Source organism: Pseudoalteromonas arctica A 37-1-2 (genome assembly GCF_000238395.3).
Classification (GTDB): Bacteria; Pseudomonadota; Gammaproteobacteria; order Enterobacterales; family Alteromonadaceae; genus Pseudoalteromonas; species Pseudoalteromonas arctica.
In genome coordinates this window covers 63,686-88,659 of sequence record NZ_CP011026.1, presented here as the reverse complement: position 1 = coordinate 88,659, position 24,974 = coordinate 63,686, and the positions used below count along the sequence as shown (strand labels likewise).

Annotated in this window: 25 protein-coding genes; 10 read left to right on the top strand and 15 right to left on the bottom strand. The window is 39.1% G+C overall.

Annotation, left to right across the window (positions count from 1 at the left end):
* Window positions 1–40: 40 nt before the first annotated feature.
* Window positions 41–751 (top strand): substrate-binding periplasmic protein, encoded by a 711-nt coding sequence (locus PARC_RS17880; protein ID WP_010555227.1) that lies wholly within the window; start codon window positions 41–43, stop codon window positions 749–751.
* Window positions 752–1,617: 866 nt separating this feature from the next.
* On the opposite strand, the gene PARC_RS17875 is transcribed toward PARC_RS17880, so the two are convergent.
* The 11 genes from PARC_RS17875 to PARC_RS17825 all read right to left on the bottom strand — a co-directional run bounded on the left by PARC_RS17875 (window position 1,618) and on the right by PARC_RS17825 (window position 10,093).
* Complete coding sequence (locus PARC_RS17875; RefSeq protein WP_002959120.1) at window positions 1,618–1,827, bottom strand: cold-shock protein; 210 nt, start codon at window positions 1,825–1,827, stop codon at window positions 1,618–1,620.
* 235 nt (window positions 1,828–2,062) lie between these two features.
* On the bottom strand, window positions 2,063–2,779 hold the full coding sequence (locus PARC_RS17870; protein WP_010555226.1) for a hypothetical protein: 717 nt from the start codon (window positions 2,777–2,779) through the stop codon (window positions 2,063–2,065).
* A complete protein-coding gene (locus PARC_RS17865; RefSeq protein WP_010555225.1) occupies window positions 2,776–3,516 on the bottom strand; it encodes a hypothetical protein in 741 nt (246 codons plus the stop codon). The genes PARC_RS17870 and PARC_RS17865 overlap by 4 nt, the downstream gene beginning before the upstream one ends.
* Complete coding sequence (locus PARC_RS17860) at window positions 3,503–3,856, bottom strand: cupredoxin domain-containing protein (RefSeq protein ID WP_010555224.1); 354 nt, start codon at window positions 3,854–3,856, stop codon at window positions 3,503–3,505. The genes PARC_RS17865 and PARC_RS17860 overlap by 14 nt, the downstream gene beginning before the upstream one ends.
* On the bottom strand, window positions 3,849–5,162 hold the full coding sequence (locus tag PARC_RS17855; RefSeq protein WP_010555223.1) for an ATP-binding protein: 1,314 nt from the start codon (window positions 5,160–5,162) through the stop codon (window positions 3,849–3,851). The genes PARC_RS17860 and PARC_RS17855 overlap by 8 nt, the downstream gene beginning before the upstream one ends.
* A gap of 26 nt (window positions 5,163–5,188) precedes the next feature.
* Window positions 5,189–5,848 carry a response regulator gene (locus tag PARC_RS17850; protein ID WP_010555222.1) on the bottom strand — a complete coding sequence of 220 codons (660 nt, stop codon included), beginning with the start codon at window positions 5,846–5,848 and terminating at the stop codon, window positions 5,189–5,191.
* Between the two features lie 7 nt (window positions 5,849–5,855).
* A complete protein-coding gene (locus PARC_RS17845) occupies window positions 5,856–6,503 on the bottom strand; it encodes a tetratricopeptide repeat protein (RefSeq protein ID WP_010555221.1) in 648 nt (215 codons plus the stop codon).
* A gap of 21 nt (window positions 6,504–6,524) precedes the next feature.
* Complete coding sequence (locus tag PARC_RS17840; protein WP_010555220.1) at window positions 6,525–7,295, bottom strand: SDR family oxidoreductase; 771 nt, start codon at window positions 7,293–7,295, stop codon at window positions 6,525–6,527.
* Window positions 7,292–7,981 (bottom strand): iron-containing redox enzyme family protein, encoded by a 690-nt coding sequence (locus PARC_RS17835; protein ID WP_010555219.1) that lies wholly within the window; start codon window positions 7,979–7,981, stop codon window positions 7,292–7,294. Before PARC_RS17835 ends, PARC_RS17840 begins: the two co-directional genes overlap by 4 nt.
* A complete protein-coding gene (locus tag PARC_RS17830) occupies window positions 7,974–9,443 on the bottom strand; it encodes an AMP-binding protein (RefSeq protein WP_010555218.1) in 1,470 nt (489 codons plus the stop codon). The genes PARC_RS17835 and PARC_RS17830 overlap by 8 nt, the downstream gene beginning before the upstream one ends.
* A complete protein-coding gene (locus tag PARC_RS17825) occupies window positions 9,440–10,093 on the bottom strand; it encodes a thermostable hemolysin (protein ID WP_024592423.1) in 654 nt (217 codons plus the stop codon). The genes PARC_RS17830 and PARC_RS17825 overlap by 4 nt, the downstream gene beginning before the upstream one ends.
* 625 nt (window positions 10,094–10,718) lie before the next feature.
* Between PARC_RS17825 and PARC_RS17820 the strand changes: the two genes are divergently transcribed.
* The 5 genes from PARC_RS17820 (at window position 10,719) to PARC_RS17800 (ending at window position 14,954) form a co-directional block, all read left to right on the top strand.
* Window positions 10,719–11,342 (top strand): fused MFS/spermidine synthase, encoded by a 624-nt coding sequence (locus PARC_RS17820; RefSeq protein WP_010555216.1) that lies wholly within the window; start codon window positions 10,719–10,721, stop codon window positions 11,340–11,342.
* Window positions 11,335–12,219: a spermidine synthase gene (locus tag PARC_RS17815; RefSeq protein WP_010555215.1), complete on the top strand. Its 885-nt coding sequence runs from the start codon at window positions 11,335–11,337 to the stop codon at window positions 12,217–12,219. Before PARC_RS17820 ends, PARC_RS17815 begins: the two co-directional genes overlap by 8 nt.
* A gap of 134 nt (window positions 12,220–12,353) precedes the next feature.
* A complete protein-coding gene (locus PARC_RS17810; protein WP_007583567.1) occupies window positions 12,354–12,821 on the top strand; it encodes a MarR family transcriptional regulator in 468 nt (155 codons plus the stop codon).
* Between the two features lie 8 nt (window positions 12,822–12,829).
* Window positions 12,830–13,894 (top strand): HlyD family secretion protein, encoded by a 1,065-nt coding sequence (locus PARC_RS17805; RefSeq protein ID WP_010555214.1) that lies wholly within the window; start codon window positions 12,830–12,832, stop codon window positions 13,892–13,894.
* A gap of 10 nt (window positions 13,895–13,904) precedes the next feature.
* Window positions 13,905–14,954: a DUF2955 domain-containing protein gene (locus PARC_RS17800; RefSeq protein WP_007583570.1), complete on the top strand. Its 1,050-nt coding sequence runs from the start codon at window positions 13,905–13,907 to the stop codon at window positions 14,952–14,954.
* 137 nt (window positions 14,955–15,091) lie between these two features.
* Here PARC_RS17800 and PARC_RS17795 read toward each other — a convergent pair whose 3' ends face one another.
* On the bottom strand, window positions 15,092–16,249 hold the full coding sequence (locus PARC_RS17795; RefSeq protein ID WP_024591511.1) for a benzoate/H(+) symporter BenE family transporter: 1,158 nt from the start codon (window positions 16,247–16,249) through the stop codon (window positions 15,092–15,094).
* Between the two features lie 379 nt (window positions 16,250–16,628).
* Here PARC_RS17795 and PARC_RS17790 point away from each other — a divergent pair, with 379 nt between their 5' ends.
* Window positions 16,629–17,333: a protease inhibitor BamI-like protein gene (locus PARC_RS17790; protein ID WP_010555212.1), complete on the top strand. Its 705-nt coding sequence runs from the start codon at window positions 16,629–16,631 to the stop codon at window positions 17,331–17,333.
* Window positions 17,334–17,460: 127 nt separating this feature from the next.
* A complete protein-coding gene (locus tag PARC_RS17785; protein ID WP_007583576.1) occupies window positions 17,461–18,204 on the top strand; it encodes a zinc-dependent metalloprotease family protein in 744 nt (247 codons plus the stop codon).
* A 91-nt stretch (window positions 18,205–18,295) separates the two neighbouring features.
* On the opposite strand, the gene PARC_RS17780 is transcribed toward PARC_RS17785, so the two are convergent.
* Window positions 18,296–19,516 (bottom strand): alkaline phosphatase family protein, encoded by a 1,221-nt coding sequence (locus tag PARC_RS17780; RefSeq protein ID WP_010555211.1) that lies wholly within the window; start codon window positions 19,514–19,516, stop codon window positions 18,296–18,298.
* 163 nt (window positions 19,517–19,679) lie between these two features.
* Here PARC_RS17780 and dgt point away from each other — a divergent pair, with 163 nt between their 5' ends.
* Together dgt and PARC_RS17770 are read left to right on the top strand one after the other, a co-directional pair.
* Entirely contained in the window at window positions 19,680–21,146 is a 1,467-nt protein-coding gene (gene dgt, locus PARC_RS17775) for a dGTPase (RefSeq protein ID WP_010555210.1), read from the top strand.
* Between the two features lie 72 nt (window positions 21,147–21,218).
* Window positions 21,219–22,856 carry a hypothetical protein gene (locus PARC_RS17770; RefSeq protein WP_010555209.1) on the top strand — a complete coding sequence of 546 codons (1,638 nt, stop codon included), beginning with the start codon at window positions 21,219–21,221 and terminating at the stop codon, window positions 22,854–22,856.
* A 319-nt stretch (window positions 22,857–23,175) separates the two neighbouring features.
* Here PARC_RS17770 and PARC_RS17765 read toward each other — a convergent pair whose 3' ends face one another.
* A complete protein-coding gene (locus PARC_RS17765) occupies window positions 23,176–24,054 on the bottom strand; it encodes a bile acid:sodium symporter family protein (RefSeq protein WP_010555208.1) in 879 nt (292 codons plus the stop codon).
* Between the two features lie 257 nt (window positions 24,055–24,311).
* Window positions 24,312–24,893, bottom strand: a complete 582-nt coding sequence (locus tag PARC_RS17760; RefSeq protein ID WP_010555207.1) for a uracil-DNA glycosylase family protein — start codon at window positions 24,891–24,893, stop codon at window positions 24,312–24,314.
* Between the last annotated feature and the right edge of the window lie 81 nt (window positions 24,894–24,974).

Genomic DNA, 24,974 nt, shown 5'->3' with positions numbered 1-24,974 from the left:
CTTATTATTACTTAAGCTAACCGAATGACGATTCGCTATTGTGAAATATATTCTTTATTCTCTTTTTTTAATTTGCTCTGTGTATGTTCAAGCAAAGGAAGCCCTGCTTGTTGTTACAGAGTTAGCACCACCAAACCAAGTATTGATTAATGGCGAGGTAGCAGGTGAAGGTACTCAGTTTATTAGAGATATATTTGCTGAGGCTGATCTCACACCTAACATTCAAATGTATCCTTGGGCACGTGCTTATAAAATTGCAGATGAGTTAAAAAACACCTTTATATACAGCCTTGCACGCACTGTAGAGCGAGAAAATAAATTTTATTGGATTGGACCAGTTGGACGATTTGAGCTGGGCTTTATCGGCCTATCAGAGCGTGATGATCTTATTATAAATAATACTGAACAAGCAAAAGTGTATAAAATTGCAATGCAACGCAATGACTTTTCAACACAAACCCTCACGAAACTTGGATTTGAAGTTGTTTTAACCTCTGATATTCAAAAATCATACTCTTTACTATTAGCTAAAAAAGTAGATTTAATAGTAGACGATCCATTATATATGCAGCAGATGAGCGACTACCTAAAGCTCAAACCAGCACACTTAAGGTTTATCTATAAAATAGATGAGCTAACAATTGATGCTTATTTAGCTGCGAATAAAAAAACAGATATGCGTTTAATTGAAGCACTGCAAGCTGCATTTTTAAAAATAAAGCAAAATAAAGGGCTGCCTTACGAAAGATAAATCATTGAAGATAAGTATGCTTATAGGCGGCAAAATCATCTTTCATTTTTAACTTTTTATATTCTTTGTTAAATCGCTTTATGACACGCACAACTACTTACTTATTAAATGCGATGCAATTGCTAGCAAGCGCACTAAGATATAATTTTTACAGCCTTTCAGCATCTTCCCCACTTTATAGTCAAAGGTTCAAACTGATGCATTATTGTCATTATGAGCCCAAAATTAGATCTATTTTCTTTTTAAAAACAAATCCATATATTGTTTTTGCCTCCAAACATTAGTAAGTTTTCGCCCGCTTTAAAACCAATTTTATATACGCCTAGAGCTGAATTGTTTTTTCGGCGTAAAATTTAGACCGCATACTTAATGGAATTGGTATAACTTACTTATCAGCTTTGAGCTTATAAAAGAAAGTTTGACTCGCGCCAGCGGCCCAGCCTAATAAAATGGTGGGTCACGTTCGATGTTTTTAATTATTGAAACAATGCCAAAGTAAGGGGCTTTTAAACTAAGTTATAAGCACGCTTCCAAGGAAGCAATTTAAACTCGCAGGTTATATCAATAGCTGTGCAAATATCTTTTACAATATCGAAAGTACTACTAACAAGTTGGTCTTTGTCGCTTTGAATTTGTTGTTTTGAAATTATAAGGGAGAAATGTTCGGTATAAATTACAAGCTTAAACTCACTTGCATTAGCGCAATGACTTAGAAGAATAGAAAAACAAATATTAGGAGGGGCTTAATAATAGCAATATCATTTAGTTAATTTACAGTGATAATGGGCGTTGCTTGGTTTGAGTCAAATTTCAGACACAAAAAAAGCGCCTTAAGCGCTTTTTTTCATTTTACTTAAAAAGTAAAATTATACAGCTGTGATGTTATCAGCTTGTGGACCTTTTTGACCTTGTGAAAGAGTAAACTCTACACGTTGGCCTTCAGCTAAAGTTTTGAAACCTTCGCTTTTGATTGCTGAGAAATGTGCGAAAACGTCTGGGCCATTTTCTTGCTCGATGAAACCAAAACCTTTAGACTCGTTAAACCACTTAACTGTACCTGATACGATGTTAGACATTGTAATATCCTGAAATAAAAATAAAAATATGCTCATAAGAGCGGGTGTAGCAAAAAATGAGATGGTACTTTAAAAACTTCAGGACGGTACTACAAGTATTACTTATATCGAAATGGAGATTTATAGCTTACATGCTTTCTTTCTAGCTGCGGCCCACTATATAGAGTTTAAATAATATGTCAAGTACCTATCTATAATCAGAATAATAAACAACCAAAACTACTTTTAGTTGTTATTAAAATTCAAATTCTAATGCGAGCCTAAAACTATGGTTTTTTTCTGATTGGCTTATCTCAGTGATGAAACCCGCTTCCCATTTTAATTGCTTTTGCCCATCAAAGCGCTGTAAACCTATAAAGCCAGGCCCTATACCAATAAAGTCTTCTCCTACGTAAACCTCTATAGAAGGCTGGAAAGCAGAGCGATATCGATAGCGATATTGTGCTCTAAACTCACTTTCCCATTCATTTTTAATGTCTTGCCCCCACTCATAAACCAAAAAAGCGTTTAGCGTAAGGCTTGTTTTTCCAAATTCTTTTTCAATCACAAAACCCGAAGTTGCCTCATACACATCTTCGTTATGTTTTTTTTCAAGCTCAAATAACGCGCCCCAATCAGCCCATAATTTACCTTGCTCAATTAATTGCCAACGTAGCTCAAGCTCATAAGCTTCTAAACCAAAATCGCCGTTATCATCGCGCTCACCAACTAAATAGCCTTCCAGTGCCATTGTATCGTTAATAGCACCACCGCCACCCAAACGCTGCGCTAGTATGTTGCCACTATCTGTTTGGTGCGACACTAATCGCCACTCAAACTCACGCTCAAAAGGCAAAACATAGGGGTGATATACCTTATCAACAACAATACCATCGGCCTTTGCTTGGATTGAGAATACCAACAAACAAAGAGCGGTAAAACTAAGCGCTGAATATAGGTTGAGTGCTTTCATACACGTTCCTTAGTTATTGAAGCCGAAATAACATAACAAAGTAATAAAAATAACACGCTGCTTGTACTATATATAAGTACACTCATTAAATCGGGAGTGGCCTCGTAACCAACAAGAGCACGCAATACGCGGCCTAGCTCAGAGTTTTCGCTTAACAAATTACGTAAATCCCACACTGTTGAGGTGTTTGTAATTAAATCTATTTGGCTTGCCAAATCCAGTGCAACTAGTAACTTAGCCGCGCTGTTAAAAGCAAGCAAAGTAAAAAGCGGATACATACCAAAACGGTGCTTAATTGCATTCATTAAAAAGTACAGCAATACGCTAAAACTTAAACAAATTCCCACACCTAATAAAGTGCCAATAAATAAGCTTTGCCCTGCATCATTATTTTGCCAAAAACTGGTGAGGTAAATAATATAATGGCTTAAATACAGCGTTATTGTGCTCATAACTGCGATATAAAATGCCGCTGACTTTTGCTTTAGTGCAAAAACCAATACAGCAATAAATATAGTGATACATAGCCCTATTTGTGAGTACTCTAACCCTTGATGTTCAAACCACTGGCTCACCCACGACGCACTTTGCATGTACAAAAACGACATTACCGCGCCTATTACTAAAGCAGAGCCTATTTTTAAAGAGCTTTGTTTTTTAACTACTTGTAGTAGCACTAATAAAATAGCCACTGGTAGTAATTGATTAAGGCTCATGACTAAACTAGTTATTAGCATGCTGCGCCCCTTCATCGCTAACTATAACAACGCCCCTTGCTGTATTTGGCGAAAACTCACCAAAAAACTCGTAATGCCCTTTACTTAGCGGTCCTATATAAATAATACTTTTACGATTTGGGTAGAGTACTTTTTCTCTGTTTAGATCAAAGCTATCAAACTCTTCTGGTGTGCTGTCTTGGTTTTCTATCAATAGTTTTACTTTTTTATTTGCGGGAATAATTATTTGCGAGGGATAAAACAAATGATCTTTTAAAATAATAAGGTACTCTTTACTCACCGCGTTAAACGACAAAAATAACAAACAACAAAGACATTGATTGAATAAACGTTTAGTCACTTTTTACTCCTGTAAAAGTAACCTTAACGGTTAGTCCGCCTAAAGAGCTATTCGCTAAATAAATACTTGCGCCATAAATAGCAATTATGTGTTGAACAATCGCCATACCTAAACCCGCACCTTGCTCGCCTGATGGATGTTGATCGCCACCTACGCGATAAAAGCGATTAAATATTCGCTCTTTTTGATCTTCAGTCATGCCCGCACCAGAATCATCAATTTGCCAACTATAGCTGTTATTACTTGATGCTAATTTAATTATTATTTGACCATTATTGGGGGTGTATTTTATGGCATTGCTAAGTAAATTAGTGATGAGTGTGGTTAATGTAAACTCATCACCATTAATTACAAAATCATCACCTTCAAGACTAATAGTTTGGTTTTTTTCGTCTATTTTGTCGTATTGCTCCGATACGACTTGTTGAGTAATCGTTAGCAATGATTGTTCGCTAAACTGCCTCTGCCATTGTTCAGGCTGAGTGCGCCCTAAAATTAGCATTTGTTCAACAATATTACTTAAGCGATTAATGCCCTGCGACATAGCTTGGAGCTCTTGATGGTTTTGCGAGTTGCTTTGTTTATTAGCCAAATTATGTACATTAATTTTTAAACTACTAAGCGGGGTACGTAATTCGTGAGCTGCATCTGAGGCAAAAAAGCGCTCTCGTAAGTAAGCGGTTTCTACTCGTTTAAATAAGTCGTTTAAACGATTAATAACCGGTTTAATTTCTTCGTCGGTTACCTGCCAGTTAATTGGCGTAAAGTCGTTTGCTTGGCGAGTAGCCAGCTGCTTAGATAATCGAGTAAGAGGGGCTAATGCGTATTTAACAAAAAAGCTAATAAAAATAGCAAGCAGAGGGACTGCCCATAGCATAGGTAACATTGCAGATAAAATAACTGCTTCAGCTAATTCAAACCGCTTTGCCATAGGTTCAGCAACAATGACTTTACGGGTGTTTTTACTCATCACAAACACTCGCATACGCTGCCCTGCTACATTGGCAGTTTGAAAGCCCTCGCTAAAACTAATTTGGTTATTCGTTAAACTCGATGAGCCGCTAAGTAAACTATTGTTTTGCCAGATTTGATACAACAACTGAGCACTATTATTGCTTACTTGTACTGCATTTGTGCTTAGTGCTAATGGTTGCTCAATTAAAACGCCAGCCACTATTTTAAGTTCATTATCAAGCAAGTTTTCGCCGTGGCGCATGCTTTTTTGATAGCCTTTTACTAATGCTAAAAAGCAAGTAAGCACCATCATTGAAAGTAAAATTAAGGTCAGACGTTTACGAATAGACATTTTCAACCTCGAAAGATAAACACACCCTAACGCTTACCAACCACGTAGCCAATGCCACGTAAGGTTTTAATAAAATCGCTAGGGAATTTTTTACGAAGATGATGAATATGGACCTCTATGGCATTAGAGCCAACTTCTTCACCCCATTGGTAAAGTTTATTTTCGAGTTGTTGTTTTGATTGCACCCTTCCCTGATTTTCCATCAGCGCTTTTAAAAGCATGTATTCTTTGCGCGGTAGTGTAAGTGACTGCCCACTTAGTGTAACTGTATGAGCAGATGTATCTATTACTACATCACCACAGCGCAATAAGCTTGATTGTGTTTGGTTAATGCGCCGGCTTGCTACACGTAAACGGGCAAATAGCTCAGCGGGGTCAAACGGCTTTGCAAGGTAATCGTCAGCGCCCATATCAAGCCCTTGGACTTTGTCGTCAATACTGCCGCGAGCAGTTAAAATAACCACCGGAATAACTTTTTTTTGTGCTTTAATATGCTTTAAAACTTGCGAGCCATCGCCGTCAGGTAATCCTAAATCGAGAATAACAAGCTCAATTTCACCACTAGAAAGGCACTCTAAGGCGTGTTTTACTGTGCCACTATGCTCTACGCTGTAGCCCTCTTGACGCAAAGAGCGAATAAGTCCTTGCGCCACTAAATGATCGTCCTCAACGAGTAATAAATGCATTATGTGTTTATCTTTTTAGTTTTTTATCTACTTTTACCAATAGCTGGCTTATTGCTTGTTGGCGATATTTATCTGCTTTTGCACGAGTATCACGAATGCCCGCGGCTTGTGCTACAAGTAGTCGTGCTTTAGCTTGTTTATAATCGCCTTCGTCATACAAGTATTCACCGTATAAGTAATTAGTATCAATGCCTTCGAGATTAAAAGCGAGCGCTTGTTTAAATAATTTTTCAGCTTTGTTGTCATCACCAAATCCAATTGGCCAACCAGGTACTTTACTGTAAAGCGTTGCAAGGCTTGCGTAAGCTGAGCCATTTAGTGCAGTGCCATCAATTGAGAGTGCATTTTCGAGTGACGTTTTTGCCTCTTTTGCTAAACCAAGTGCACCCAAGCCCCCTTTTGCACCTGCAAAGCTGGCTAAGACAATCCCATTCCAAATATGTGTTTGCGCCGAGTTTGGGTAGTTTTTAACAAACAACGCGCTTTGCTCACTCAGTTGCGTAAACGCGTCTATTTGCGCATCGTCTTCAAGTTCGTAATTAGCAGTTGCCCACTTTTGTTGAATAGAGGTTAAGTCTTGTGTTTCATCTGCATGTACTGCGGTTGCAAATACAGTTGTTAGTACTAAATAAAATGCGAGTATAAATTTATACATAATTTTGCCCTTGTGTGTTTGTTAACTTAAAAAACGTTTAATTTTAGGAAGTTGTTTTGCAATAGCGTTATCAACAACGCTTGGGAATGCGCCATTTATGCGTGCAAATAATTTTTCAGGAAAACCAATAAAATGCCTTGTTTGATTCGAATTTATAAGTGCTAATAACTCTTGAGCAACTAATTCTGGCGAGTCCATTTTATTACCGAGCTCTTTATTCATTGCCCGCGCTTTACTGCTATTAATAGATGTATCTGTTGCTCTAGGCGCTAAATAGGTCACTTTAACGCCTGAACCATTCAACTCACGTGATAACGCTTCTGTAAAACCACGTAAACCAAATTTACTGGCGCAATAAAGTGTTTGAAACGGGTAGCCAATACTGCCAAACGATGAGCCCACGTTAACAATGGTGCCTTTGGTATACGCTAACTGCCCTAAAAATAGCTGGCATAATTTAATAGGCACCGACAAATTAGTAACGAGCATATTGTCTATTTGCTCATTACTTGTGTGCTCTAAGCTTTGCATTGTATTTATACCGGCATTGTTAATAAGTAACTTAACGCCACCGAGTTGCTTGGCTTTTATTGCTAAGTTAATGCGTGTTGTATCGTCGGTTAAGTCGCCAGCAAATATTTCACTGTCTGGGCATGCACTACTGAGCTCTTCAAGGGCTTGGGTATTTCGCCCTACAAGTAGTAACTTCCACCCTTTTGCATGTAGAGCTTTAGCAATAGCTTGCCCTATTCCGCCTGTTGCGCCAGTGAGCACACATAAAGTGCTACTCATGCCAATTTGCCTTGTGCACGTGCTTTAAAAAACGGTTCGTCATCGAGCCCACGAAATATATCGCCGTATAAACGATAAAAGCGCTTTGCACCATGGAGTATGGCTTGCTGATCCGCCTCATCTGTTATTTGGTTCATTAGGTTTTCAAAAAACTTTACATGCTCTATATCAAGTGCGCCGTGAGAGGTTAAATAACTAAATGCTTTTTTAGGTAAGCCCACAGCATTTGCAATGTTTGAAGCCGCGCCATCAGCAAGCGCTATAGAAGTGCCCTCAAGCACATGCACCATGCCAAAAAAGCTCAACGGATTTTTACGTGCAATGGAGTCGTACGCATACGAAACCATTATTTCGGTTGCAAATTGCGGCTGACTACGACGTACTGTTTCTTTGTCAAAACCACAGGCTGCAATGTCATTAAGTACCCACTCTTGATGACCAATCTCTTCTTCAATATATTCTGCGACGGCTTCGCGCAGCCATTCTTGATCGTCGGTTAATCGTGCACCAACCGACATCATTAATGGCACAGTGTGCTTAACATGGTGATACGCTTGCGCTAAAAACGAGGCGTATTCTTCAAGTGATGCTTCGCCTTTAAAAACACGCTGGATAATCGGCGCTGCAAGCAGGTAGTTTTGCTCTTGTTTAGTTTGCTCTTTAAGGGTGTTAAAAAAATCACTCATTAATTACTTCTCCAAGTCGGTAAAATTGCTCAAACACAGCATGGTACTGCTTACTTATGGCATCTCGTTTTGGGCGATTATTTGTGGTTAATAATCCTTGTTGCACACTTAATGGGGCAGTTAAACGATGCCATTTTTGAATTCGTGCATAGTCGGGTAGTTGTTTATTAATTGCGTTAATGTATTGAGCTAACACGGGGTTACATAGCTTTGAATCGGCATAAATAATGGCGGTTAAAAAAGGTCGACCTTCACCAAACACAACCGCTTGTAAAATACCGCTTTGACTTAGTAATAGTGATTCAGGCCACTCGGCACTGATGTTGCGACCCATGCTGGTAATAATTAGGTTTTTTAGGCGGCCTTTAATAAATAAGGTATTTTGATGCTGATCGACCAGATCACCGGTTGCATACCACTGGTTTTTGTCGTGAGGTTGATGATTTAAGTAACCTAAAAACAAATCGCCTTTTATAAAAAGCTGGCCATTTTCAATTTTGGTTTGAATATGAGATAACACAGAGCCTGCACTGTGAAGGTTATCGTTTATGGGCGTATTTAAACTAACTACAGATGCCGCCTCAGAAAGCCCATAACCTTGGTATACCGGTAAATTTAAGCTACGCGCTTTGGTTAATAGCATTTCGCTGACAAGCGCACCACCTACTGCAATAAACTGTAACGAACTAGGCGGTTGCCACCCATCTTCTGCAAAAGCAACTAAGCATGCTAATAGTTCAGGCACTAAAATAAGCGTATTTGGCTTAACTTTATCAATAGCAGCTATAAGCTGTGCGGGTTGTTTTAATACAGTTCCAACAAAGCCTAATTCATTTAACGGCATTAAATGCACTGTACCGCCACTTTTTAAGGGGGCATACACACCGGCTATATTTTCAAGCAATACAGCAAGCGGCAATAAACATAAATGAACAGGCTTTTTAATATTAATTTTATCGCACAGAGATTGAGCTACCTGCATTTGGCTCTTTGCAGATAAACACACGCCTTTTGGTTGCCCAGTCGATCCTGATGTAAACGTTACTTTTTGAGTTTCTGGAAAATAACTGACGGGTTTAACTACAACAATTTCGTAAATATATAACGTGTAAAACTCAAACATAGTAATCGATGCAGTCGGCTCCCCAAGTAAAGGGTTTGCCGTGTCGCAAATAAGTAAATTAGCGCCGCATTGAGCTAGTACATATTGAGTTTGTTGTTCACTAAAAAAGTGAGCAATTGGCACAGCCACTTTGTTAGAAACTGCAGTAACGGCATCAATAACAAGCCAAGCTGGCGTATTATCGAGCTTATAAGCGACACATTTGCCGTTAAAGCTTTGTAGTATTTTTACTACTTTTTGTATTTGCTGGTTAAACTCACCACCGTTAATTTCAAGTGTTTGCTCTTTATTATGGGCAATAATTAATGGCGATATTGAATGTGTATTATAGTAATTCATACATTCACCAATGCATTTACCAAAGAATTAATACTTGAGTGGTTTTGCTGCATCAAACTATAAAGCATTGGGGTATTTAATACTTGTTGGTGAGCTTGCTCTAGGCTCACAATGCATACTGTTGGTTGGTTGGCGTAATAGCTGCCCCACTTTAATGGGTTCTCAACTACAAAACTGCTCGCAAGTGCAATTTCGGTACACGTAACACCAAGTAAGCGCAATAAAGCACGCACTTTGTTGGTTGCACAAAACACTAAATGTTTTGCCCCCACACTTTGCAGAGCTTCGTTAACAATAATAAAATGTGCAAGTGTTGCTCTTCGGTTTGTAGAGCAGAGATTACCAAGTTCAAAAATCTTATTGCGAGAAATGCTCTCATCTAAAAAATCTTCAACGGGTGATGCTAAATATTGCTCAATAAACAATGGCGAAGTTGCTTGCCTTAGCCCTAACGTGCACTTTCCTTGCTCGGTAACGTATTGGCAAAGTAGTGGCATAAAAGAAGTAAGCTTAGCGTTATACGCAACTAAAAAACCTTCTTTCACTGTATTTTCGAGATTTTTTCGATGCACATCATCAATACGAGCACTAATAAACTGACTGTTATTTTGTGTTAAATCTAATGATGTAGAAGTGTGGGCTAATTGCATAAGCTCGCTCATTTAAACCTGTTTATATTTCAGGGTTTAAACTTAACGAGTGAAACTTAAAGAAAACTTAAGAAAAAATTAATTTAAATGAAAAAGCGTCTTAAGTGTTAAATCGCGAGGGCCTAGGCAAGCTAAATAGATCAAAATTCAACTAACTAACAAATTGCTATAACAAAACTTCTTTTTTAAATTAAACTTAGGTTAATTATTATCCTAGGGCCTATTTATCTTTCGAGGTTAAATTTGCAGCAGCATGTTTGGTTTTTAGGCAAGGCAGAGCCTATGTAGTGTGGTTATTCCCCATTAATGGGCGATAACGCAGCATAAATATGCCCTCTGGGTTCTTTCTAGGGACGATTAACTCTTTGTTGCCTGCATGGATGTAGGTAAGGGGCGTGAGCAGGACGCGGAAGCTTTGCTCGGTTTTTACTTATTCTTACATGGATGTAAGCCAGTAGGGTAACGCAGGAGCAGTTACCGAGCCCACTAGGTTACAAACCTCGCGCCGCGATTAAATCGCCCCTAGATAGAACAAATTTTAATCCTGAAAGGTCAACAGGCCCTAGCAGCTTTGTATGCATCACGTTAGTATAGTGTTCTACTTAAGTTACATAACGATAATTACATGAGCATAAAAACAAACGCGTTAATTTACTTTTTAGCTTTTTGCAGCGGCTTTTGCATAATGGGCATTGAGCTTTTAGGTGGGAGAATTCTTGCCCCCTTTTTTGGCAGTAGCGTGCATATTTGGGGCAGTATAATTACTGTGTTTATGCTTAGTTTATCTTTTGGGTATTTACTTGGTGGTAAACTCAGCACTAAAAATGCATCCCTTACCAAATATGGTTTAATATTTTTAATTGCCAGCATTATGGTTGTGCCTATTACATTATTTTCGCAGCCTATAATGGAATTTATATTTACCCATATTGAAGATAGCCGCTACGGCTCGCTCTTAGCGTCAACTGCTTTATTTTTTATACCTACCGTTATTTTAGGCATGATCTCGCCCTACTCTGTGCGCTTACTGGTAACAGATAGCGATAAAAGCGGCCAAGTGGCTGGGCGTTTATACTTTGTAAGTACGCTTGGCAGTGCCCTGGGTACTATAATTACCTCTTTTTACTTTGTACTCGCGTTTGACGTGAATACAATTATTAGCGCCTTTGCTTTAACGCTTGGGTCACTGGGTTTAGTCGCGATTGCTATTAATACCTTGGCTAATAATAAGGGGCTTGCTCATGCTTAAATATTTGCTACTGCCATTAATTGTGTTGTCAGGTTCTGCGTTTAGTAACGTTATTCATGAAGAACGCTCGCTTTATCGCAATATTATTGTTGAAGAAACGAGCGACTTACGTTGCCTTAAATTTAATACTAAAAGTAGCCAAACAAGCCAAAGTTGCATGTATAAAAGCAATCCCGACAAACTTGTTTTTAATTACACAAAATTGACGTTTGCGAGCCTTTTAGTAACCGACAACCCTAAAAGTGTACTTATTATAGGATTGGGTGGCGGTACGCTTTCTAACGTTATTCATGAGCTATACCCCACTGCAAATATTCATAATGTTGAAATAGATCCTGCAGTAACTAAAGTTGCACGCGATTACTTTAACTTTATAGAAAACGACTTAGTGACATCAAGCGTGCAAGATGGCCGTATTTTTATAAAGCGCGCCGCTATTAAAAAGCAAAAGTACGATTGGATTATTTTGGATGCGTTTAACGGTGACTATATTCCGGAGCATTTGCTCACTAAAGAGTTTTTTGAAGAAGTGCAAAGCGTATTGGCCGATGGTGGCGTTATTGCCGCAAATACGTTTTCAAGTAGTAAACTTTATGAGCATGAGTCGGCAACTTACCACGCTGTATTTGGCGACTTTATAAATGTAAGCCGCGAAAATCGTAGTAACCGTATTATTTTAGCGGGGCTTAAATCAATACCGAGCGAAGCCCAAATTAACACGCGTGTAAATGCTCTCGCCCCTAAATTAGTAAAATACGGTGTAGATATAAAAGCGATTAGCCAACTTATGCACTTTACTAAAGACGGCCAAGATTGGCCTGCAGATACAAAAGTACTTACCGATCAATACTCCCCAGCTAATTTACTTAACTTTTAAAACTCCCTAAACCTCACCATTTTTTTACAGGTGAGGTTTAGCAAATATTTTACCACTTCCCGCACTTACACATATTTACTTAGCTTGCTAAGTAATGATAAAATAGTTAGCTTGCTAACTATGTTGGGATGGCTATGCCTACACAAAAACCTTTTCACGAGACGCTCGATTTAACAGTTATCGGTAATATGGGCCGAGTTCATCGCTTATGCCGCGAAGCAGTAACCATTGCTGTTGAGCCTTTGGGGCTTACTCAGTCGCGCTGGACTGCACTAATGCATATAAATATGCGTGGTGAGGGACTAACACAACTTGAACTTGCTAATAGCTTAGGGATAGAAATGCCTTCACTGACTCGTACGCTTAAGCAATTAGAGGAGCAATCGTTAATCGTTCGCCGTGTAGACAAACATGATAAGCGCAGTAAAAGACTCTATTTTACTGAGCAAAGTGATGCCATTTTACATTCATTGCAAGAGACCATTTCCGATATAAAAAATCAGTTATACAGCGGTTTATCTGTTGAGCAGCTAGATGCCATTGCATTTGGTTTGATCAAAATAGAGCAAAACGCCCTTAAATGTATTCAAGTTAATAAGTAAGGCTAAAAATGACACCGGATCAAAAGTTTGCACGCTATGTAAGGTTTTCTCTCATAGGGTTTATCTTAGTATTTATTTACTATTTAGTGGCCGATATGGTTTTGCCTGTGACACCACAGGCACGTGTATACCACCCTGTTGTGCAAATATCACCGCAAATTAGTGGCCGAGTCACTAGTGTGCAAGTTAATAATAACCAATCAGTTAAAGCGGGCGATATATTATTTAGTATCGATGAAGGCCCATATAATTTAGCCAAAGAGCAAGCTCAACTCGCGCTTGATGATGCCAAATTACAAAATAAGCGTCTTGATACCAATGTTAAAGCCCTTGAAGCACAAATTAGTGCCGCAAATGCTAAGCAGCATGAGCAAAAGCTATTAAAAAGCAGAGGCGAAAAACTCTATACTCAAAAGTCTATATCGGAGCAAGAGCTTGAAAGCATTCGTGCTAATTTTGAAGCCAGTAAAGCAAATGTTGCGGCTCTAGAAGCGCAGTTAGCTGAAGCAGTTTTAGCTAGAGGTGACTCAGGTAATAAAAACTTAGCTATGCGTCATGCTGCTAACCAGTTAGCGCAGGCTGAGTTAAATTTATCCTACACGCAAGTACGTGCACTAAGTGACGGCGTAGTTGCTAACTTACAATTATTAGACGGCGCATACGCAGTTGCAGGTAGCCCATTATTAGCTATTGTCGCTAAAAAAGCCGACTTAGTTGCCGACTTTAGAGAAAAGTCACTCTCAAATATGAAGCAAGGCACTCTAGCGCGCGTCGTATTTGATAGCCGCCCAGGTGAAGTTTACGACGCAATACTAGAAACATTTGAAGCAGGTGTTAGCAACGGTCAACTTAGTGCAAATGGTTTACTAAGTACAACAGAAACCAGCAATCGTTGGGTACGCGATGCACAGCGTCAACGCATTCATTTAAAGCTCGTAAATCATCAAGACTTAATAGCAAACATGCCGAGCGGGTCACGTGCAACAGTACAATTATTACCAGAATCGACAATTGGGCAATGGTTTGGCTCTGCACAAATTAGGTTTATTAGCTGGTTACACTACATTTATTAATGGAGACTTTATGACTCAAATTGTTAGCCAAGGCCCACAATTAGACTCTAATGGCCTTCGCCAAGCACTACGCATTGCAGGTGGATGCACCCTTGGCTTTACTATTAGTAAATTAATGAACTGGCCTAATGGTATATTTTTTACCGTTTATCCTATGTTGATATTGGGCATGGTACCTACGTTAAGTCGTGGGCTTATAAATCAATTTATAGCATCTGCTGCATTTAGCGCGCTTATAGTGCTGATAATGCAGGGATTGTTTTCTCACTTACCAGTCGTTATGACATTATTAGTGTTTGGTGTTTTTTGCTTTTTATTTTACCAAATGAGTAGCGGTAGTGCCTTTTTATTTGGCGCTTTAGGCGTGATAAGCCTTTCTATTCAGCTACATTTTTCGAGCTATGTTGATGAAGGAAGTAGTATTTATCCGTTAATTTTAACTAATGGTTTGGCTATATTTTTAACCGTTGTTATTGGAGCATTAATGCATGGCCTATTTCCTGATGTAACCGCAAGGCCCGGGCGAGTAATGCCTGCTAAAGCAAAAGAAAGTATTCGCCATGAGGTATTGCTATGCTCAACCGTGGCTACGCTCTCTTTTGTGGTTTTTCAGGTTCTTGATTTACAAGACTCAATATCTGCGCAGGCAGCTTCTGTGCTTATTTTGTTTTCATTGTGCTGGAAAGCCGCAGGTATGGCTGGTTGGCAGCGAGCAATAGGAACGCTTATAGGGTGTAATGCAGCGTTACTATCGCAACTATTTTTGTATAGTCACTCTGATTTTTTACTTTTTCCGATGGCTATTTTATGGATACTTTCGTTTCTTTTTGCGCGTTTTCATATTTTAGGCGGAGGCATACCTGGTATTGGTTTTGGTGTGTTGACTACGTTTGGTATTTTATTTGGGAACTCACTCGGGCCAGGCCAAGATCTTGTTTATAGTGCAATGTACCGGTTTAGCTCGGTATCGGTGGCTATAATATTAAGTTTGTGCGTTGTGTATATTATGCACCATATACTTAATCGGTTTAGTGTAACTCGCCATCATACTTTTGATTAGGTAAATCTTGTTTTATAAAACTAAAGGCTGCAATTGCAGCCTTTTTTATAAGCTTAGTTAAGCTATTTTAATGATATAAATAAACTATAATTTTGTTTTAAATACTCACCAGCGGCTCTTTGTACACAATAAAGCTTTTAGTCTTTTTGGGTGATAAGGAGCGTAAGCACACCTGCTATAATCCCCCAAAAGGCAGACCCCACTGAGAGCAATGTTAAGTTAGATGCAGTTACTAAAAAAGTAACAATTGCGGCCTCCGTATATTTAGTACTACTAAGGGCTTGCTGCAAACTATTAGCAATGGTGCCAAATAGCGCAATGCCCGCCAAAGCTAAAATAAGTGCCTGCGGTAAACTTGCTACCAACCCAACTAATGTAGCCGCGCACAGCGCCATTAAAATATAAAATGCGCCCGCCGCTATACTCGCCCAATAACGTTTATCATGATTTTCATCCGCTTCATCACTCATACAAATAGCAGCAGTAATAGCGGCTAAATTAATAGAATAAGCTCCAAACGGGGCGGTAAGCATATTTACAAAACCAGTCACATTAAGAGATGCAGATATAGGCGCTTTATATTTATGCGCTTTTAAAACAGCAATACCCGGTAAATTTTGCGAGGTCATGGTAACTATATAAAGTGGTAAACCTATGCTAATGCATGCTTGCAAGTGAAAAACGGGTTCAATATAAGCAAATTCGCTCATTTTCCAGTGCAGTGCGCTGGTATCAATATGGCCCATTTGCCAAGCGAGTAGTACACCTATAATAAGCACACTTAACATAGCAAAACGGGCAAAAAAGCGTTTACCAATAAAGTACATAACAACCATTAAGCCAATCACTAAAGGCATGTCGTTCATAAAATTAAACACATCGATACCAAAGGTAACAAGTACGCCGGCCAACATGGCGCACGCAAGCTCACTTGGAATACGGTTCATTATTTTTTCAAACCAGCCCGTCACCCCCGACAAAAAAACGAGCAATGCACTGAGCATAAACGCGCCAATAGCCTCGTTTAAGTTATACCCTTGTGCACTTGAAATTAGTAATGCAGCCCCCGTGGTAGACCACGCAATTAAAACAGGCACTTTGTAATAGTACGACAAACCTATTGACGTTGTGCCCATCACTAAACCAAGCATTAAAATCCAACTAGCTACTAAATCGGGCGTGCCTCCAAGGGTTATCACCACCTGATAAATCAATGCAATGGAACTCGAAAAACCAATAATTACAGCCACAAGCCCTGCTGTAATTCGGTTAAGCAACTGATCAGACACCTTCATAAATCCCTCGTAATGCCATTTATGCAGCACACAACATACGTGCCCGATAAATGCATTGCAATTAGCGATTAGTTTACAAAGAGTGAAAAAAATTCACTTTTTATTTTTCATTGTAATTAACGTCAAAAAGTCACTTTTAACCATTGTATTTAACTAAACAAACAAGTACCCACAAACGCGCCAAAGGCCGCATAAACCCTACAAAAAACCAATACTAAAAAGAGTGAAAAACATACCAAAAATAAATATCCTTATATTTTATAAGGAATTATGAAATTTAGAATTAATTCTTTTCGGTTACATTTATTATCTTGATCTAATCCATTTAATAATATAAAACGTAACAAACAGTTAACCAAAAACACTAAAAGAGAAACAAATGAAGAGATCTGTCGTCTTACTAATTGCTATACCATTATCGGCATTTGCAGTTTATGGGCTATTTTTTAATGCAGATGAAACGGGCGAACCTATCGCGCCTGTTGCTATTGATTTTGTTCCTATTGATTTACAAAAAACGCGCAATACACATCCCCCTGCACCTATTGATATGAGTAAAGATCCAATTACCGTTAAACCTATTGTTGCCCCTGACAACAGCTTACCGTTTGAAGAATTTGATGCCGTAAATCGCCTATCCGACAAAGCAAAGCAAGTGCTTATAAACGCAAAAGTTTTACCTACCGACTTACATAACGAAGCCTACATTGAGTTTGATTTAAATTCTTTACAGGCTTTAGAAACTGGCGAAAATTTTGATTTAGCTATTCCGCAAACAGCCGAAACATTCACCGCAGAAGTGACTAATGTGGTTGAGTCTGAAAATGGCGATAAGAGCATATTTGGCAAAATAGTGGGTGTTGATGGCCGCATGCATAATACCGTTTTAACGGTAGGTAAAGATGCCGTGTATGGTCAATTTACTGCGCCTTCTGGCAATTATGTATTCGAAAGTAAAGGTAAGTACGGATGGATTGCAGCAAAACGCGATTTATATAAAAGCCACATAGAGCATGATGTAACCGCACCAAAACCCAAATCAGATAAAAGCATCGATATATTTGCACCAAAAATTGATGGCTAACCAATAATCAAAATATAAAAAAACAACTAAAGCCGCACTATAAGGCAGCTTTAGTGTGTCTGCTTTTTATGAGCTCAACCAAGTTAAAAACAAGTTCCAACCACAACAAGAGTAAGGAAATACAATAATGAAAAAAGTAATCACAACAACCGCACTGGCTGCGGCATTATGTGCAGCAAGTGTTGCACAAGCAGAAACAATCGATATCGGTATTTTATATACCGACCAATCAGCTGCTGCAACTAGCAATATTGACACTAAAATAAATCAACTAATTGCTTTTAGTAATCAGGTATATAGCCAAAATGGCGTTGATATAACACTACGCTTAGCTGGCAAACAAAACTTAGGTGACTATGCAGTAACGCCGTCTGAGGATTGGTTAGATTCGGTTACAAATAGCAGCTACGTAGATGGTTTACGCAGCGATTGGAAAGCCGACATGATTGCCGTATTAGGTACTGGTCAAAGTGCTGGCAATGGGCTTATTTCATGTGGTTTAGCATGGGTTGGCCAAGGCACTAATGGCAATCTATACAGCTCAATGAGCAGCCGTATGTACTCAATCACTGCAATTGATTGTGGTGCAACTACATTTGTACACGAACTTGGTCATAACCAAGGTTTAGCGCATTCACGCAAACAAGGTGATACGTCTGGCGGTGTATATGTAGATGGCATGGGTCATGGCGTACAAAACGAGTTTGCAAGTATAATGGCTTACCCGCACGTTTACGGTAGCGCAACTCAGTACGATTACTTCTCTAACCCTGGCTGGAGCGTAAACGGTATTGCATTTGGTATTACAAACCAAGCGCATGCAATTCGCACAGTTACTGCTACAAAAACAAGTATTGCTAACTTTAAATAAGCTGCCCAATAAAAAAGTGGGCTAAATAGCCCACTTTAAAGTTTTAACATGTTCTTCCCTGCAGAGCGCTTACGCGCTCTTTTAGATTAAGCTAATGCACAACGATTTTTTGCTTAATTGCTGGCATTAATGTTTTACCATTGCCATCTACTTTGTTTAACAATTTAAGTCCCATCACTTTTGCAAGTACTGGGTAAATATCAAGGTTATTTACTTCTTTAAGGCTTACACCTTGTTTAAATGCAGGGCCTACAGCAATAAATGATGCTGCCATATCCTCGGTATATGCATAACCGTGAGTCCCTAAATAGGTTGGTTTTTTACCATTGGTAAATACCGCTGGCGCTGTAGTTTGCACCACAATATCGCCTACGCGAGTGCCTTTATTGTAATGATACGCTGCTAATTGTTCGTCAGTTAATACTGCATAACGACCGTTTGACGCATCTCGTAAACGTGCTTTGTAACCTTCAATATCAGCGTTTTTAGCATCCGGTTGGGTATAAATAAGTAAACGTGGGCCAGTATTTTTAACTAAAAAGTTTTCATCTTGAGGCAGTGTGGTTACATCAATGCTTTTATCTGGATCTATACTCGTCATACCATGATCCGACACAATAACTAAGTTTACCTCTTGCTCTAATTTACTTAAGCGAGTTTGTAATTGCCCCATTAATTCATCAAGCTGTTTAACTGCATCACGCGTTTGTGGTGCGTCTGGCCCAAATTCATGGCCCATGCTATCAACTAGCGAAAAGTAACTCGCAATAAAACGTGGGCGCTGTGCTTTTGGTAAACTTAACCACTGAATAATTTGATCAACACGGCTTTGGTAATCGCTGTATTTAGAATAGTGATAAAAGTAATCTGGTGTCATGCCGTTAAATAATGCATCTGACTCAGGCCAAAAATAAGTAGCCGATTTAAGCCCCTGCATTTTTGCTAAATTCCAAAGCGGAATACCCTTTACCCATGTGCTATCGCCCAATGCTTTGCCCATGCTGTAACAGTCGTTTTTACGCGCTTTATCACAAAAGCTATTATCAACAATGCCATGGTTTACTGGCAGTAAGCCAGTAATAATAGAAATATGATTAGGAAACGTTTTAGTTGGATAAACAGGTATTAGTTTTTGTGCGCGAACACCGCGCTCGGCCATTGCTTTTAAATTTGGCGCGCCGTGTTTTTCAATATAATCCCAACGCAGGCCATCAATTGATACAAGCACCACAGTTTGCTCTTTTGCAGCAAATGCGCTGTTCATTCCTAACATTAGGCAAATTGATACTGCCTTTAAAATCCACTGTTTCATTATAAACACCTATAAATGCACAACAATTACTCAAAAAATTATTTTAAAGCAAGTTGTTACTTTATGATACAAACTGATAGATTAAACCCTGTATATTAAAGACAAATGACTATGTGCTAAAAACTATGCCAGTCATCAATTGTAAAAAAGGACAAGTATAAAGATGACCATAGATTTTAGTAAAAAAATAACGCCAGCACGAATGTACCGCACAACCTCTAACTTACAGATGGCGCTAGAAAGCGACCGTGGCCGTATTATTAACAGTGCCGCTATTCGCAGGCTGCAGCAAAAAACCCAAGTGTTTCCGCTTGAGCGCAACGCAGCTGTACGATCTCGCCTTACCCATTCGCTTGAAGTTCAACAAGTTGGTCGTTTTATAGTGCAACGTATTTTTGCTAATTTAAGCTACGAGCAACAAAAAGATTACGGCTTAACCGAGCTAGAGCGCCCGCTAGAAAGCCTAGTAGAAATGGCCTGCTTAATGCACGACATAGGCAACCCACCGTTTGGGCATTTTGGCGAAGCGGCTATTAACCACTGGTTTAATAACAACCTAGCAAGCGTAACACCCGAGCGCTGTAAAGAGCCAAACACCGGTATAGGTGTTGTTTTTAAACACCTTGCACTTGATATTTGTAACTTTGAAGGCAACGCTCAAGGCATACGTATAATTCATTCTTTGCAAACGCTTAATTTAACCTACAGCCAAAGCGCCGGTATTTTAAAATACACTCGCCCTGCGGGGCTTGATACAAAAGACATACCGCAAAATAAAAACTACTTAATGAAAAAAGTAGGTTACTACTACAGCGAAAAAACCTTTGTTGAGGCATTGCAAAAAGAGCTCACTATTGAGCCTTACTGCCGCCATCCCGCAAGTTACATAATGGAAGCCGCCGACGACATTTCGTATTGCCTAGCCGACATAGAAGACGCCGTAGAAAAAGACATAATAAGCACTGAGTTGCTGTGCGAAAAACTTAAAAGTAGTTACAAAAAAGTATTAATAAATCTGTTAATCGACGACGCTCAACATCAAAATTTTGTAGACAAAGCCGTAGACTACGCACTAGAGCGTGCACAAGCACAACCCTATAATTTTAATAGTGAATTTTTTATATACTTGCGGGTTGCATTGCTACATCCGCTAGTAAATCACGCCGCAAAACGCTTTATCGAAAATATAGAACCTATTTATCATGGCGATTTTAACCAAGCGCTTTTAGAAGATAGAAGCCATCTACATGCAGTAACTAAAACACTAAAGCAGGTAGCGCTTGAGCATGTATTTTCAAACAAAGAAGTCGAAAAATTAGAGCTACAAGGGTATCGCATAATTAATGGTTTGCTCGATTGCTATAAACCATTACTGCTACTAAACAAGGATGACTTTAAGCGTGCACTAAATGGCGATTTACGTTTATTAATAGAGTCGCGACTTGTCAAAAAGCTCTCTAAAAAGCACTTAAATAGTTACCAACACGCAATAGATGCGATGCAAGAAGAGCCCGATCACTTTGCGGCATACGAGTTTTATTATCGTTGTAGATTAATCCAAGATTATATAAGCGGTATGACCGACCAATTTGCTTACGATGAATATCGCAGCCTTATGGTTATTGATTAGTTGTATTACTCTGGATAATTTTTAATTTTGCGCTTAAAATCAAACTATTAATATTTAAGCGCGCATAACTTCATGATATCAAAACTAATTAGATTTACCCTTTGCTTTGCCTTATTTTATAGTGCGCAAAGTGCTGCATACAACGAAGCTATGTGCATTTTAATTAAACAAGAAATGCAGCAAAATAGTAATAAGAAAGCGAGTCAAAAATATCGTAAAGCTGCGCGTGATTACAAAAATAACTGTAATAAGCCAAAAGAAATTCAAGCACAACCTAAGCCCCAAATAATAGAGCCTGAGCCGACTATTATTACTCAGCCACAACCTAAAATTGTTGAACCTGCCCCTGTAATTAAACCTACTGAAGAAGCTGTTAAAGAAAGCATCAACGAGCAAACCCTTAATTTAACTAATGATCAAAAACAACAAATAAACGATCAGCTAAATACCAACAGTAACGAAATAGTAATTGATGCAGAGCCAACAAAAGCAGCACCCGAGCAAGTAGTTATAGAGCAAAAAAACGAAGCTGTGATAGAGCAAGTAAAACCGGCGACGCCAGAGCAAAGCGTTCAACCTACGCCTGAAAATCCTGTACTTGTAAAACCAGCACCGGTGTTAACTAAACCAGCGCCTGTAATTGCGCCGCAACCTGTAGCACAAAGCCCAAGCTCGTTACTTTTACCCACTTTAATACTTGTTATAGTGGTACTTATTGGCGCTATAGTAGTCGTGCGCCTGCGCCGTGCAAAACAAAGTAAAACGATGGCAGAACCGACTATAGCGGCTCCACCTGAAGTTAAATCAGAAAAAATTGCTACGCCAGCTAAACCTGAAATTAAAGAAACAAAGCCAGTACAAACAACAAAAGAGCCAAAGATTGAGCCTGTCGTCATTAACGAAGCAACTCAAAATAATAAAGCAGTTGAGAGCAGCGCAGCGACAAATGAAGAGTCAGTGGAACCTACTAACACAGCGCAGATCTCAGATGAGCAAAACAACGTAGTTACTCCATCGCAAACAAGTGAAATTGAGTCTGCACAAATGGAGCCAGCAGATACTTTAGAGCAAACAAGTACCGCTACGTTTAACGAAGTAAAACAAAAACCTGAACCTAATACCGCCGAGTTTGAAGCCGCCGCTAAAACAACCTTAGAGCGCATTAAAAATGCCAGCAGCTTTAATGAGCCAGAGGTACGCGACTTTGACCCAGATGCAAAGCCAGTAAAAAAACAACGTAAGCACTATACAGCGCAAGTAACGGAATCTGCGCCAATAGAAGCCGAACATAACACTGTAGAGCCGGTTATTACTACTCCTGAGCCAGTAACAGCGAGTGAGCCGGTTATAGATTTACACGCTCCAGAGCAAATATCTGACGCTCAATCGACTACGTATACAACCGAGCAAGACTTTAAAGAACCAGAGGTGCGTACATTTAACCCAGATGCACCATTACCTGGTGAAAAGCCGATGCCTAAAAAAGAAGACGCGATACCTGAGCAAGCACAAACAACACCGCTAGTTGATGAGCCAGTAATTGAGCCTAAAAAAGCGGTCAGTAACAATCCATTTGCTAACTTATCGTTAGACTCAAGCTGGGATCCTGACTCGGCTGAAAAGCCCAAAATAGAAGAGAAAAAACGCGCCCCTAAATCACAAGCATTAATAGATGCAGAAGAACGCGCTAAAAACATGCAAACCAAATAGTAAGTTTTAAAGTAGCGCCTCATATTTGAGGCGCAGTTTTAGTAACCAAATAATTAACTGCTTTTTTACCCCATATTACTTACACTCTTATCCCATCCTAAAATGCGCCCTAGTAATTAGAAGCTTCACTCTCGCGCAAACAAGCTCTGCGCCTAGTGCAATATTCAAGCTTGAGAGTGTTTTATAAGCCTACAACTTGTTGACGCGATGGGTGCAGAGCATACATTTAACAGGTGGTATTTTTAGACTGGAGTTTACGGCTACGTTATACGTAGCCTTAAATTAAGCTAACTTGGTCAACATGCCCTAATTAAAAGTCCTAGTTAACAGCCCTAGCGGTACGTTTATTTTTAAGCTTTAACCCGCCAATTAATAGCAGTGGCCCTATAAACATAGCAAGGCCATACACGCCACCGGTAACCGCGTATTCTGGTTTATTCAAAAAGCTAATAGCAATTAAAATAGCTAACGATGCATTTTGAATTCCAACCTCAATTGAAAGCGTCAGCGAATCAGTTAAATTTAATTTTGAACACTTAGCAATTAACCAACCAACAACCATTGAACCAATATTAAGTGCTATGCACGCCCAAAATACATCGTTAAATGAGCTAACTAATAAATCGCGCTCTTTTATTACTAGTGCGGCAATCATCATAAGCATAAAAAACAACGAGAAGCGTCTAAAAAACGGCTCTGCTTTAATGGCAAAATCACTTTTAAAGTGACGTAACCAAATGCCTATAGCAACTGGCACTAAGGTAATAAAAAATAGCCCTAATGAAGTAGTTAAAATAGAAAAAGTAGCATCGTCTGCTGGGGCAAACTGACTCATAGCAAAGCCAATAATAAACGGTGTGGTTATTATACTAATTGCGGTAGAGGCAGCGGTTAAACTTACCGAAAGCGCTAAATTAGCTTTAGCAAGCTGGCTTACTACATTTGACATAGTACCGCCTGGGCAGGCAGCTAATATCATTAAACCAATAGCGATAGGCGTTGGTAGGTTAAATAAATAACACAGCCCTAATGCTAATAAAGGCATTGCTACAAGTTGACCTATTAAACCCATAACAATGGCGAGCGGGTTTTTAAATAGACGAGTAAAATCGTTTGTTGTGAGCCCAAGACCCATACCAAACATAATAAGTGCAAGAGCGAGCGGAAGTATTACTTCGGTTAATATAGATGCATTCAAATTAGACAGCCTCGTTTGTTATTGTTTTTAATTGGAGTGTTAATTTTTAAGTTAACTGTATACCAATTCGCTTAATTAAGTGATCTATTTTGAGGATGGAAAAACGTGTTGATAGCTAGGCAAAAAATTCGCTATTTAGTTGTTCTAAATGAGAATTTTTTAACACAGGTAGCGACACGTTTAGCCCCGCAAAATGATTAAGTATTATTGCGGATTGGTATAACGCCCCTTTACAATAAATCCTAATGCTAGAAGCATTACTTATTTAAAATAGTAGCAATGCGTTTACCCAGTTCCGGAAGTACATCTTGTGCAAACCATGGATTCTTTTTAAGCCATATATTATTACGCGGACTGGGGTGTGGAAGCACTAAATAATTTGGCCAATACTCACGCCACGATTTTACTAACTCCGTAAGTGGCATTTTTTTAGTCTCCGGTAAATGATACGCCTGCGCGTATTTACCTAATACTATTGTCAGCTCAATATTTGGTAGTGCAGCCAATAATTGCTCGCGCCATGCTGGGGCACATTCTTTTCTCGGTGGTAAATCACCCGACTTACCCCTACCCGGGTAGCAAAAGCCCATTGGCAAAATGGCTATATTATTGGCGTTATAAAACTCATCACGTGTTAGCCCAAGCCATTCTCGTAGCCGGTTGCCGCTTGCATCGTTAAATGGCACTCCGGTTTCGTGAACTTTTATACTAGGTGCTTGGCCCGCAATTAAAATACGTGCGTTTGGGCTAAATTGTATTACTGGGCGAGCACCCAAAGGTAAATCAGGTTCACAGATCACGCATTTACTAACTTGATCCATTAATTGGTGACTATTCATGTTTATTTGGCCTTAAATGCTTAACATTTATCCTAAATGGCCATTTAGGATAAATGAGTTGGTAAAAAATCGGTTTATTTT